Source organism: Hoeflea sp. (assembly GCF_039975035.1).
Classification (GTDB): Bacteria; Pseudomonadota; Alphaproteobacteria; order Rhizobiales; family Rhizobiaceae; genus Hoeflea.
Map to the genome: position 1 here is coordinate 1 of NZ_JBDWHW010000019.1, position 13,313 is coordinate 13,313.

Below are 13,313 nucleotides of genomic sequence, written 5' to 3' on the forward strand. Positions count from 1 at the left end.
GGCCAGCTTGGCCAGATCCGCAATTGCGCCGGACAACACCACGCCGGCGCCCGAAAGAATGACCGGGAAGCGAGCCTTCGACAAAAGCCCGGCGGCCTTGGCGATCGCCTGCTCGCCGCCTGCCGGACGCTCGAATTCGACCATCTGCGGCAGTTCGACATCGATAATCTGTGTCCACATGTCGCGCGGAATGTTCATCTGCGCCGGAGCCGATCCCCGCCAGGCCTTCATGATCACGCGATTCAGCACCTCGGGAATGCGGGAGGGATCGCGCACTTCTTCCTGATAGCAGACGCAATCGGCAAACAGTCGCATCTGCTCCATTTCCTGAAAACCGCCCTGACCGATGGTCTTGTTGGCCGCCTGCGGGGTGATCAGCAGCATAGGGGTGTGGTTCCAGTAAGCTGTCTTGACCGGAGTAACAAATCCTGTAACGCCCGGGCCGTTCTGGGCGATGGCCATCGCCATTTTGCCGGTGGTGCGGATGAAACCGTCGCACATCAGCCCGGCATTGGTTTCATGCGCACAATCCCAGAAAGTGATCCCGGCCTTGGGAAAGAGATCCGATACCGGCATCATGGCAGAGCCGATGATGCCAAAGGCATGCTCTATTCCGTGCATCTGGAGCACTTTGACGAAAGCTTCCTCGGTGGTCATTTTTGGCATGGGCAATTCTCCTTATGGTGGATTAGAACCACAACTGGCCCCATCACCTCTAGTACCAGTTCAGGGGTACGACTACGCCAGATCGGATGACCGCACGGCAACGCCGGCTCTCGCTGCAGACCGATTATTTGCCGCTTGGCTTGTATGTCCCACTCAATTGGGAATAATCAGCGAATTCATGTGCAAGGGGCCGGAAGAGTGCTGACGCAATGAGCGATGATGGATGCAATTTGACGGCATTCCTTGACGGAAAATGTCAACGGCAAGCGCATGTCGAACAGGCTTGATAGCACCCGGTCGGTTTCGGGCAACGCCTGCGGATCGACATATCTCCAACTGTGATGGTTGGAGGTAAATGCCACCGGATCAGGCGCACCGAACCATTTCAGCTCCACACCCAGCGCCTTGGCGGCAGCCACAAAGGACACTGCCCCGGATCGGGAAATTCCTGGCAGGCCAAACTGGATGGAACTGCCGACATAGCGCTCGGCATCGGGTCGCCGGCGCAAAACCAGGCCGTCAATACCGTTGAGGCCGTTCTCAACCGCACGATAGCGCTCATTCCACCGGTCGATGTTGTCTTCCAGGCGCAGCAGTTGCGGCAGCAGGATTGCGGCGCGCAGATTGTCCATGCGGCCCGACATGTTGGGCGTTTCAAGCCGAATCCGCTCGAACACCTCTGGCGGTGGCGCCGCACCGTGGCGCTCATAGAGCATGTAGGAGCCCGACAGGATGATGGCGCGGGCCATGAAATCAGGATCGTCGGACGTCAGCAGACCGCCTTCTCCGGAATTGAGATGCTTGTATGTCTGGGTCGAAAAGCAACCTGCCAGACCAAAATTGCCGCTCTTGCGGCCATTCCAGGCAGCACCCATGGTGTGGGCGCAGTCCTCGATCAGGATCATGCGATGGCGGCGCATGATGTCCGACAACCGCTCCATGTCTGCCAGATGACCGCGCATGTTCGACAACAACAGAAAACGGGCACCGGAAGATCGAGCCTTGAGTTCAAGGTCCTCAAGGTCAATCACCAGGTTTTCGGTGATTTCAACGAGAACGGGTTTGCCGCCTGCCGATGCGATGGCGCCTGGCACAGGCGCAAGCGTAAAGCCGTTGGTCAGCACAGTCTCGCCCGGTTTGATCCCTGCGGCGCGCAGCGCGATCGCCATGGCATATCCGCCGGAAGCGCAGGCCAGGCAGAAGCGCGCGCCCTGATAGCGGGCGTAGGTCTGCTCGAGCTCGGAAGCTTTGGAGATCTCACCGGCGCCGCTGTTGTAGCGATGCAGGCGGCCTGATTTCAGGACCGCCGTGGCCGCCGCGACTACATCGTCATCCAGGGACTCCTGCTGGGTAAAATTTCCCGTAAACGGCTTCAATGTCATTGCTCCCTGGATGCGCGATGCTTTACCCCATAGACGGCAATCGATGCCGGCACTACAGCCAGTTCCCCGATATGGATAGGGACAAGGGCCCTGTCTGACGGGATTTCGCGCAGGAGGAACGTGCAGCGTATCGGTCGTGAACTGGCGAGCAGATCTGCCAAAAACGGGCCGCTGACCTTGGCGATTGGTATTATAACCCCCGATAATCAACGGGTCTGTTGTTGCAATGCAGCAAAAGCGTGATAGGCTCCTGCACTGTTTGCGCGCTGCAACAAGTCAGACTCCGGTAAGGATATGGCATGCATGATGGCGGGAACCGGGCAGCTGGGCTGTCAAAATAGAGGCAAATCATCATGTTCTACCAGATGTACGAGCTTAACCACGCAGCCGTGGCGCCAATGCGGGCCTATGCCGACGCGATGCGTCTGGCTTTCCGCAATCCGATCAATCCAATTGCCCATACGCCGTTCGGCCGTGCAGTGGGCGCGGGATTTGAATTGTTCGAGCGCACGACGCGCCGCTACGGCAAGCCGGCATTCGGGCTCGATGAGACAACGCTGAACACCGGAAAGGTGTCCGTGCATGAAAAAACCGTCTGGTCGCGGCCGTTCTGCAACCTGGTCCATTTTGAACGAACCCTTCCGGCCAATCACCAGCCCGATCCGAAAATCCTGATCGTGGCGCCGATGTCGGGTCATTACGCGACATTGCTGCGCGGCACGGTCGAAACCTTGTTGCCCAGTGCCGAAGTCTACATCACCGACTGGACCGACGCCCGCATGGTGCCGGTTGCGGAAGGCCGTTTCGACCTCGATGACTATATCGACTACGTCATTTCCATGCTGCACGCGCTCGGTCCTGATACGCATGTCATGGCTGTCTGCCAGCCTTCCGTGCCGGTTCTGGCAGCGGTCGCGGTCATGGAAGAAAGCGGCGACACTTTCGTGCCGTCCACCATGACGCTCATGGGCGGTCCGATCGATACCCGCATCAACCCGACCGGCGTCAACGAACTGGCGCAAGCCAAGCCGATCGAATGGTTTGAAGACAATGTCATCATGCAGGTGCCGTGGCCGCTGCCGGGCTTTTCCCGCGAAGTCTATCCGGGCTTTCTGCAATTGTCCGGCTTCATGACGATGAACCTTGATCGCCACATGATTGCGCAGAAGGATTTTTTCCTGAATCTGGTCAAGAACGACGGCGATCCGGCCGAACGGCATCGGGATTTTTATGACGAGTATCTCGCGGTCATGGACATGACGGCCGAGTTCTACCTGCAAACCGTCGATGCGGTCTTCATCAAGCATTCGCTGCCCAAGGGCGAACTGACGCATCGCGGCCGCAAGGTCGACACAAAAGCCATCCGCAATGTCGCACTGTTGACCGTAGAGGGCGAGAACGACGATATTTCGGGTCTTGGCCAGACCGAGGCAGCGCAGACCATCTGCCCCAATATTCCCGACGACATGCGCCACCACTATGTGCAGCCGGATGTCGGCCATTACGGTGTTTTCAATGGCTCGCGCTTTCGCGCCGAGATCGCGCCGCGGATCCTCGATTTCGTCCGGACCCACGCCTTGGCCAATCGCACCAAAAAGGTTGCTCCGAAGGTGATCAAGGGTGGCCGCAGCGGCTGACCGGAGGTTTAGACAGCATTTTAACTGTTGAAATTTTCTTTGTTAAAGCAAAGAGATAACGGTTTCCTGTCGGGATTTTCTTGAATCAACCTGTCGCCCATACCACATCAAATTCACAAGGGAACGATCCCCGCTTCCCTTCACGAGATGAGGTTTTAGCTGATGACACAGACCGCATTGATCCGTCCGGCCTGGACGCCGGCGACCATCGCCCTGATGGTTCTGGGCTTCATGGTTTTCTGGCCTTTGGGCTTTGCCATGCTCGCCTACATCATCTGGGGTGACCGGCTCGACGCGTTCAAGGCAGACGTAAACCGCGCCACCGATGATTTCACCGGCGCGTTTCGCAAGAACCGTGGCGGCATGCGTGCCACCGGCAGCGGCAACGTTGCGTTTGACGAGTGGCGTGATGCCGAAATGGCGCGGCTTGACGAAGAACGCAAGAAGCTCGACGAGATGCGCCGCGAATTCGACCAGCATATGCGCGATCTGCGCATGGCGCGTGACCGCACCGAATTCGAGCAGTTCATGGCAGACCGCCAGGCCAATCAGAGCAAGGCCAAAAAGGGTCGCTCGGTGCCCGAAATCGACGGCTGATTGACCACCACACACGATACCCGGCGGCGTTCTGTTCAGGACGCCGCCTTTTTGTTGCGCCGACGCACGCAAATTCGAGCTTGCAGCGCCAGCGAATCGGATAAAACCAGCCCCATGTTCGGATTTGGCCGCAATTCCTCAAGACACTCCACGCCCCGGCCCACGCCCCGGCCTGGAGTGGTCACCGTCAATGGCCGGGAGCTGCCGCTGACCATTCGCGAAAACGCGCGGGCAACCCGCATGACGCTGAGGATCGAGCCGGGCGGCCAGGCGCTGAAGCTGACCATTCCGAAGGGGTTGCCGGGCCGCGAGATCGACGAGTTTCTCACCCGTCATCACGGCTGGCTGATGACCCGGCTGGCGCGCGTTCCGGACGCCGGGCCGCTTGCAGAGACCAGGACCATTGCCATACGCGGCGTCGATCACCGGATCGAGACCACCGGCAAGCTTAGGGGCTTGGCCGAGGAAACCGAAATCGACGGTGTACCGGTGCTGATGGTTTCGGGTTCGCCCGAACATGTCGGCCGGCGCGTCTCCGACCATCTCAAGCGGGTGGCAAAGCGGGAACTGGAGGCGCTGGTGCGGATGCACGCGACGACCCTGGGCAAACCTGTGCGGGCGATTGCCTACAAGGACACCAGAAGTCGCTGGGGGTCCTGCACCTCGGAGGGCAACCTGTCATTTTCCTGGCGGATTGCCATGGCACCGGATTTCGTGATCGACTACCTTGCGGCCCATGAGGTGGCGCATCTGAAGGAAATGAACCACGGACCGAATTTCTGGGCCACCTGCACGATGCTCTGTCCGCGCACGAAAGAAGCCAAGCGGTGGCTCAAGCAGAATGGATCGCGGCTGTTTGCCGTCACATTCTAGCCCGGGTCGGAGTCCTGGTTGGGCCGGTTTGGCGCCAGCTGGCTATCCATATCTCGACTCACTCATATCTCGACTCACTGGCCATTTTGTGCGACGTCAGCCGCCATGACAGCAACCATCAAGATTTGCGGCCTGAGCACGCCTGAAGCAATCGACCGTGCGGCCGATCTCAACGCCGATATGGCCGGTTTCATCTTTTTTGAAAAAAGCCCGCGCCATGTTGCAATCGCGACAGCGGCCGCTCTGGCGGAGCGGGCGCGGGGGCGCGGGCTTCAAACCGTGGCTGTGACCGTCGGTATGGATGACGCCGGGCTCGACCAGATTGTCGCAAGTGTCAAACCCGACTGGCTGCAACTGCATGGCGATGAAAGCCCGGAACGGACCGCGGACATCAAGGCCCGGTACGGGCTCCCGGTGATGAAGGCCTTCGCCATCCGCGAGGCAGCAGATCTCGACCGGATCGCACCCTATACCGGTATTGCCGACAGGTTGCTGTTTGACGCGAAGGCGCCGAAAGGGTCAGACTTGCCCGGCGGCAATGGCCTAAGCTTTGACTGGCGGCTTCTTGCCAAGCTTGACGACAGCATTAATTACATGCTTTCGGGTGGCTTGACGAAAGACAATGTCGGCGAGGCACTCGGCATCAGCGGCGCCCCAGGCGTTGACGTGTCGTCCGGGGTTGAAAGCGCGCCGGGCGTCAAGGATCCAGGCATGATGGACGCCTTTGTCCGCGCTGTTCGCGAAGCGGACTTTACGACCCCGAAAAGGGACGGTTTCAGGAGTAAGTGAATTGAATCAGACTAACACCCCAAATTCATTCCGCACCGGTCCCGACGAGCAGGGCATGTTCGGCATTTTCGGTGGCCGTTTCGTTGCCGAAACGCTGATGCCGCTGATCCTTGAGCTGGAAGATGAATGGACACGGGCCAAGGCCGATCCGGCCTTCCGTGCCGAACTCGACTATCTCAACGCCCATTATGTCGGACGGCCGTCGCCGATGTATTTCGCCGAGCGGCTGACCGAGCATCTGGGCGGGGCGAAAATCTATTTCAAGCGCGACGAACTCAACCACACCGGGTCGCACAAGATCAACAATTGCATCGGCCAGATCCTGCTGGCCAAGCGCATGGGCAAGACCCGGATCATTGCTGAAACCGGCGCCGGCCAGCATGGCGTGGCATCAGCCACGGTTGCCGCGCGCTTTGGTTATCCGTGCGAAGTCTACATGGGCGCCACCGATGTTCAGCGTCAGGCGCCGAACGTGTTCCGGATGAAGCTGCTTGGCGCACAGGTGCATCCGGTTTCCTCCGGGCATGGCACGCTGAAAGACGCGATGAACGAGGCGCTGCGGGACTGGGTGACCAATGTCGACGATACCTATTACCTGATCGGCACGGCAGCGGGCCCGCATCCCTATCCGGAAATGGTGCGCACCTTCCAGTCAGTCATCGGACAGGAAGCCCGCGAACAAATGATGGCAGCCGAAGGCCGCTTGCCGGACATGCTGGTTGCCGCGGTTGGCGGCGGTTCCAACGCCATCGGCCTGTTTCATCCGTTCCTTGACGACAAGGATGTGCAGATTGTCGGCGTCGAAGCCGGCGGCAAGGGGCTGGACGGCGAAGAACATTGCGCCTCGCTGACCGCCGGATCACCCGGCGTGCTGCACGGCAACCGCACCTATCTGCTGCAGGATAGCGACGGACAGATCAAGGAAGGCCACTCGATCTCGGCCGGTCTCGATTATCCCGGCATCGGCCCGGAGCATTCCTGGCTGAAGGAATCCAACCGGGTCGAATATGTGCCGATCATGGACACCGAAGCGCTGGAAGCTTTCCAGCTGCTGACCCGGCTCGAAGGTATCATTCCCGCGCTGGAACCCAGCCACGCCCTGGCCGAAGTGATCAAGCGCGCGCCGAAAATGGGCAAGGACCAGATCATCGTGATGAACCTGTGCGGCCGCGGCGACAAAGACATCTTCACGGTCGGCAAGATTCTCGGAGTGGAGCTTTGATCATGACCAAATATACCGATCTCAAGGCGCTTTTCATCAACACCACGCTGAAGAGCTCCGCGCAGGGCGAAAGCCACACCGAAAGGCTGATGCGCAATTCGATGGCCATCATGGAGACCAATGGCGTGCAGGTGGACCTGCTGCGCGCCGCCGACCACCATATTGCCTATGGCGTGCAGCCCGACATGCGCGAGCATGGCGCCGACCGGGATGACTGGCCCGAGATCTTCTGGCCCAAGGTCCGTGATGCCGACATTCTGGTGATCGGTACACCGATCTGGCTGGGCGAAGAATCCTCGCTGTGCCGGGTGATCATCGAACGGCTTTACGCTCATTCCGGACAACGCAATGACCGCGGGCAATATATCTATTACGGCAAGACCGGCGGCTGCGTCGTCACCGGCAACGAAGATGGCGTCAAGCACGTGTCGATGTCTTGCCTCTATGCCATGCAGCATGTCGGCTACACGATTCCACCGCAGGCGGATTGCGGCTGGATCGGCGAGGTCGGCCCGGGCAAATCCTATGGCGATGATGGCGCCGGCTACGACAATGATTTCACCAAGCGCAACACCACATTCATGACCTGGAACCTGATGCATCTGGCGCGGATGCTCAAGGATGCCGGCGGCATCCCCAACCATGGCAATGATGTCGAAGCCTGGAACAATGGCGCGCGTTTTGACCACCCCGAGATCGGAAAATCCTGAATGACCACTCGCATCGACACCCGATTTGAAAAGCTCAAAGCCGTGGGCCGGCCAGCGCTGGTGACCTATTTCATGGGCGGCGATCCGGATTACGACACGTCGCTGAAGATCATGCAGGCGCTGCCGGGCGCGGGCTCCGACGTGATCGAGCTCGGCATGCCGTTTTCCGACCCGATGGCCGACGGCCCGGCGATCCAGATGGCCGGTCAGCGGGCGCTGAAAGGCGGCCAATCGCTGAAAAAGACGCTTTCGCTGGCGCGGGACTTCCGCAAGAGCGACAATGAAACGCCAATCGTGCTGATGGGGTATTACAATCCGATCTACATCTATGGCGTGGAACAGTTTCTCATCGACGCCAGGGAGGCCGGCATTGACGGGCTGATCGTGGTCGACCTGCCGCCGGAAATGGACGAGGAACTGTGCCTGCCGGCGCTGAAAGCGGGGATCAACTTCATTCGGCTGGCAACGCCGACCACCGACGACAAGCGGCTGCCGCGTGTGCTGAGCAACACGTCGGGTTTTGTCTATTATGTGTCGATGACCGGGATCACCGGATCGGCGATTGCCGACACGTCGAAAGTCAATGTTGCCGTCGAGCGGATCAAGAGCCATACCAGCCTGCCGGTCTGTGTCGGTTTCGGGGTGAAAACCGCCGAACAGGCGCGCGCCATCGGGCAGTCAGCGGACGGGGTTGTGGTTGGCACCGCCATCGTCAACCAGATCGCCAACACGCTTGACGCAAAGGGCGCGGCAACCAGCGACACGGTCGAGAGCGTGGCCACCATGGTGCGCGGTCTTGCCACCGGCGTTCGTGCAGCACGGCTTGCACCGGCGCAATAATACCCCCACATTGGTGGACGAACCGGAGATAACGCGTTGAACTGGATTACCAACTACGTCAGGCCGAAGATCAACTCGATGCTCGGCCGCCGCGAGGTGCCGGAGAATCTGTGGATCAAATGCCCTGAAACCGGGGAAATGGTGTTCCACATAGATCTTGAGGAAAACCACTTTGTGATCCCTGCTTCGGGCTACCACATGAAAATGTCGGCCGAAGCACGCCTCAAGCACATTTTCGACGAAGGCAAATACGAGACTCTGCCTTCGCCGAAAGTGCCTCAGGATCCGCTCAAGTTCCGTGATTCAAAAAAATACAGCGACAGATTGCGCGACAGCCGAACCAAAACCGGTCTTGACGATTCCGTGGTCGCCGCCCATGGCGCCATGCAAGGTGTCAACATCGTTGCCTGTGTGCATGACTTTGCCTTCATGGGTGGATCGCTCGGCATCGCCGCCGGTGAAGCCATTATCCAGGCTTTTGAGGCAGCGATCGCGCGGAATTGCCCGCTGGTCATGTTCCCCGCCTCCGGCGGCGCCCGCATGCAGGAAGGCATCCTGTCGCTGATGCAATTGCCGCGCACGACGGTCGCCGTTGAAATGCTCAAGGAAGCCGGTCTGCCCTACATCGTGGTGCTGACCAATCCGACCACCGGCGGCGTCTCTGCGTCCTATGCAATGCTCGGCGATATCCATCTGGCCGAGCCCGGTGCGGAAATCTGTTTCGCCGGCAAACGCGTGATCGAGCAGACCATTCGCGAAAAGCTGCCCGAGGGCTTCCAGACATCCGAATATCTGCTTGATCACGGCATGATCGACATGGTGGTGCACCGTCACGACCTGCCGGAAACGATCGCACGGCTGTTGAGAATATTCCTCAAGCTCGACGCCCCGGCCCCCAAGGCGCTCGCCGCGCCATCACCGGAGCCCGGCACTGAGCCAGAGGTCGCCGAAGCCGCGCAATAGATATCAACCCCGGTAACAAGAGCCGGCAATTTCGGCGGGAGGAACGGTCGTGTCGGCTGCCGAGAAGGAAATCAACGCGCTGATGGCGCTGCATCCGAAAGGCTTCGACCTGTCGCTCGACCGGATCACGCGGCTGCTCGGACGGCTTGGCAACCCGCATGAAAAGCTGCCCCCGGTGATCCATATCGCCGGCACAAACGGCAAGGGTTCGACCAGTGCATTCTGCCGGGCCATTCTGGAAGCGCAAGGTCTGAAGGTCCACGTCCACACCTCGCCACATCTGGTCAACTGGCATGAACGTTTCCGGATCGGCGCAACCGGCGGCGGCCGGTTTGTTGATGATGAGGTGCTTGCCGATGCGGTGCGGCGGGTAGCGGTCGCCAACCAGGGCGAGATGATCACCGTCTTCGAGATCCTGACGGCGGTGATGTTCGTGCTGTTTTCGGAATACCCCGCGGATGCGGCGCTGATCGAAGTCGGCCTTGGCGGCCGGTTTGATGCGACCAACGTCATATCCAATCCGGCGGTCTCGGTGATCATGTCGATCTCGCTCGATCATCAGGCCTATCTTGGCGATCATGTGGAACTGATCGCGGCGGAGAAGGCCGGAATCATCAAGCGCCGTGCACCGGTGGTGATCGGCGCCCAGTCGGAAGACGCGGCGCGCGATGTGCTGAACGGAATCGCGGAACGGCTCGGCTGCCCGGTCAGCGTCTACGGCCAGGACTTCTTCGCTGTCGAGGAAAACGGACGGCTTGCCTATCAGGACGAAGACGAACTGATTGATCTGCCCTTGCCAAAGCTTGCGGGCCGGCATCAGCAAGCCAATGCAGCGGCAGCGATCCGGGCGCTCAAGGCCGCCGGGTTCAAACTTGATGAACAGGCGATCGCCGAAGGCCTGGTCAGCGTATCCTGGCCCGGACGGCTGGAGCGACTGGTTCACGGCCGTCTCGTCGACACTGCGATGGAGGGTGCCGAATTGTGGATCGATGGTGGCCACAATCCCGGCGCCGGACGGGTCATCGCCGAAGCCATGGCCAATCTCAATGACAGGGAATCACGTCCTCTGTTTCTGATCACCGGCATGATCAACACCAAGGATCCGGTCGGGTATTTCGAAGCTTTTTCCGGGATGGCCAGACACGTCTACACCGTGCCGGTGAGAGATTCCGACGCCGGACTCGATCCGGAATTTCTTGCCGATACCGCGGATGAAGCCGGCTTGACGGCAGAGTCGGCGGAAAATGTCGAAGCTGCGATAAAAACCATTTGCAGGAACCGCAACAGCCTTGAGCTACCTCCGCGCATCCTGATCGGCGGATCGCTGTATCTGCTCGGCGACGTCCTGCGCGTCAACGGCACACCGCCGGTCTGACCGGTCCCGGCTGAAATTGAAGAAGCCTGCAGACAAAAACCCGCCCGGCATGTGCCGGACGGGCTCAATCACAGTCTCAAAGCGCGGCGCTGAAGCACTTTGCATCGAGACATGCACAGGCGTTCAATTGGGACCAATTGAACGCGACAGGTCTCAAACGGCGCCTGAAATCCAGTTGGACAATGCGGTTTTGGGTGAAGCGCCCACTTTGATATCAGCCACGGCGCCGCCCTTGAACATAGCAAGTGTCGGGATCGAACGAACACCGAATTGCGACGCAAGTTCGGGGTTCTCATCGATGTTGAGCTTGACGACCTTCACCTTGCCTTCCATCTCGTTGGAGATTTCCTCAAGGCTGGGGGCAATCATCTTGCAGGGCCCACACCATTCCGCCCAGAAGTCCACAACAACCGGTACGGTCGACTCGAGCACTTCGCTCTGAAAATTGGCGCTGTCTACTTTAACGGTTGCCATGATTCGGCACTCCTTTGATGGATGTCTCAGATGCAAACAATGTGATGATTCGACACTGAGTATTCAAGGCTTTTCGAGGCTCATCACCGAGCCGTGATTTATCTTCCAATTTCAGCCGGTCAGTTTGCTGATGGCGTCATCCAGCACCGTACCGGAGATTTCGACCAGACTGGGGCGGGAAACATAGACCAGGGCAGCGTCAATTTGACGCCCGGGATAGAGCGGCATCAGCAGCGCGCGATAGATCGCCAGCTGGGATACATGGCCTGCCGGCGGCTCCTCTCCGGGCCCGGGCGCGAGGCCGGTCTTGTAGTCAATAATCAGCACCCGGTCGCCATCAAGCGCAATTCGGTCGATACGGCCCGAGACCGCCCGATCCTCGCCACCGATTCGCAACGTGCCCATCACGGAAACTTCCGCTTCGCCTTGTGTCTCGAAAACCGCGGAAAACCGCGGATCATTCAGCACCGCGAGAACCTGGGTCTCGATCTCCACGGCTACTGAAGCCTGATCCGCCGGCAAGGCCCGGCCGAGATAGCGGGCAAGCACTTCACGGCGCTCACCGGGTGCAACCGACGGCAGCACCTGAAGCAATCGGTGAACCATGTTGCCGCGTTCAAGCGCGGATGCCGAATTGACTCGGGTTCCCGCAAAAGGCGACCGCGACACCACACCGCCGCTGTCCTCCAGCACGGCACTGACCCCCGACGGGGCCAGCGGTCGTGGCAACCGCGCGGGCCGGGGCAGCGGCGTCATCGGAATTACCATACCTGCATCGGTGGGAAGCAGATCGTTTGCGGGCTGTGTCAACTCGTCCGGAGCGGCAGTTTTCGCGCCTGTGCGACACAAGCGCTTGATGTCAAACGGCTCACCGCCAATGTCATGCACGGCATCGGATACCTGGTAATTCGCCTCACCCGCGGCAGCTTCGATCCCGGCAGAGGCAAGCGAGTGCCAGGTCGGGGTTTTGACCTCCCTGAGACCGCGATAGCCGCAGACCACCAGCCGGTCGGCGGCGCGGGTCAGGCCGACATACAAAAGCCTGCGGTATTCTTCCTCGGCCAGTTCGCGCATTTTGTCACCCGTCGGAGCCGTCGCCTCGTTCTCGCAAGACTTGTCGGGGAGCCACACCGGCACCGATGGCGCTTCGTTCCGGTCAGGCGAAGACGGCAGCAGCCAGAGCCGCGGCTGATGCGAGTGCTGGAACGCCTCACCGCCCGAATCGACCAGAAACACAATCGGCGCTTCCAGGCCCTTTGCCGCATGTACGGTCATGATCCGGACAGCGCCGGATTGGCCTTCCATCTCGCGCTTGATCTCCGGCGCGTCGGTTTCGAGCATGGCGAGGAAGGATTGCAGGCCCGGCAGACCCGCCTGTTCATGGTCGAGCGCCAGCCCGAGGAATTCGTCGAGCACATCGCCGACCTCATGACCCAGCCGCGCCAGATAGGCCCGGCGGCCACCGTCCGGCCCGAGCAGGGCCGCGAAAAAATCATGCGGCGGCAGGTGCGCCGCCCGCGCCCTCCAGCGGACAAGCTGTTGCCGCACAGTGGCGAAGGCCGGATCTGTTTCGGCAAGTTCGCGCAAATTATGCCAAACGGATACGCCCTCCGGCCGTAAAGCGGTCAGGCGAAACAGATGTTCCTCATCAAGGTCCAGCAAGGGGCTTTTGATCAGGCTCGCGATCGACAGATCATCGTCGGCGAGAAGGGCAAAACGGCCAAGCGCCATCAGATCCTGCACGGCGATATGATCGGTCAGACGCAGCCGGTCGGCGCCGGCGAC

At 60.1% G+C, this 13,313-nt stretch carries 13 protein-coding genes; 9 read left to right on the top strand and 4 right to left on the bottom strand.

The annotated features are described in order from the left end of the window. Positions 1–666 (bottom strand): thiamine pyrophosphate-binding protein (locus ABJN75_RS01485; protein WP_348436157.1); only part of this gene is annotated, 666 nt, incomplete at its 3' end. 176 nt (positions 667–842) lie between these two features. Beyond that, positions 843–2,048 carry an aminotransferase class I/II-fold pyridoxal phosphate-dependent enzyme gene (locus ABJN75_RS01490; protein WP_348436159.1) on the bottom strand — a complete coding sequence of 402 codons (1,206 nt, stop codon included), beginning with the start codon at positions 2,046–2,048 and terminating at the stop codon, positions 843–845. A gap of 353 nt (positions 2,049–2,401) precedes the next feature. Here ABJN75_RS01490 and ABJN75_RS01495 point away from each other — a divergent pair, with 353 nt between their 5' ends. The 9 genes from ABJN75_RS01495 (at position 2,402) to ABJN75_RS01535 (ending at position 11,054) form a co-directional block, all read left to right on the top strand. After that, entirely contained in the window at positions 2,402–3,685 is a 1,284-nt protein-coding gene (locus ABJN75_RS01495; protein WP_348436161.1) for a polyhydroxyalkanoate depolymerase, read from the top strand. 162 nt (positions 3,686–3,847) lie between these two features. Next, complete coding sequence (locus ABJN75_RS01500; RefSeq protein WP_348436163.1) at positions 3,848–4,282, top strand: DUF2852 domain-containing protein; 435 nt, start codon at positions 3,848–3,850, stop codon at positions 4,280–4,282. 114 nt (positions 4,283–4,396) lie between these two features. Continuing rightward, on the top strand, positions 4,397–5,155 hold the full coding sequence (locus ABJN75_RS01505; protein ID WP_348436165.1) for a M48 family metallopeptidase: 759 nt from the start codon (positions 4,397–4,399) through the stop codon (positions 5,153–5,155). A gap of 105 nt (positions 5,156–5,260) precedes the next feature. After that, positions 5,261–5,944, top strand: a complete 684-nt coding sequence (locus tag ABJN75_RS01510; protein WP_348436167.1) for a phosphoribosylanthranilate isomerase — start codon at positions 5,261–5,263, stop codon at positions 5,942–5,944. A gap of 1 nt (position 5,945) precedes the next feature. Further along, positions 5,946–7,166, top strand: coding sequence for a tryptophan synthase subunit beta (trpB, locus tag ABJN75_RS01515; RefSeq protein WP_348436169.1), 1,221 nt, complete (start codon positions 5,946–5,948; stop codon positions 7,164–7,166). Between the two features lie 2 nt (positions 7,167–7,168). Further along, a complete protein-coding gene (locus tag ABJN75_RS01520) occupies positions 7,169–7,876 on the top strand; it encodes a flavodoxin family protein (RefSeq protein ID WP_348436171.1) in 708 nt (235 codons plus the stop codon). Then, positions 7,877–8,716: a tryptophan synthase subunit alpha gene (gene trpA / locus ABJN75_RS01525; protein ID WP_348436173.1), complete on the top strand. Its 840-nt coding sequence runs from the start codon at positions 7,877–7,879 to the stop codon at positions 8,714–8,716. A gap of 36 nt (positions 8,717–8,752) precedes the next feature. Then, on the top strand, positions 8,753–9,679 hold the full coding sequence (gene accD, locus ABJN75_RS01530; protein WP_348436175.1) for an acetyl-CoA carboxylase, carboxyltransferase subunit beta: 927 nt from the start codon (positions 8,753–8,755) through the stop codon (positions 9,677–9,679). Between the two features lie 82 nt (positions 9,680–9,761). Then, positions 9,762–11,054, top strand: a complete 1,293-nt coding sequence (locus ABJN75_RS01535; protein WP_348436181.1) for a folylpolyglutamate synthase/dihydrofolate synthase family protein — start codon at positions 9,762–9,764, stop codon at positions 11,052–11,054. 153 nt (positions 11,055–11,207) lie between these two features. Here the strand turns inward: ABJN75_RS01535 and trxA are convergent, their stop codons facing one another. Further along, positions 11,208–11,528 carry a thioredoxin gene (trxA, locus tag ABJN75_RS01540; protein WP_348436177.1) on the bottom strand — a complete coding sequence of 107 codons (321 nt, stop codon included), beginning with the start codon at positions 11,526–11,528 and terminating at the stop codon, positions 11,208–11,210. A 111-nt stretch (positions 11,529–11,639) separates the two neighbouring features. Then, on the bottom strand, positions 11,640–13,313 hold a 1,674-nt coding region (locus ABJN75_RS01545; protein ID WP_348436179.1), incomplete at its 5' end, for a PD-(D/E)XK nuclease family protein.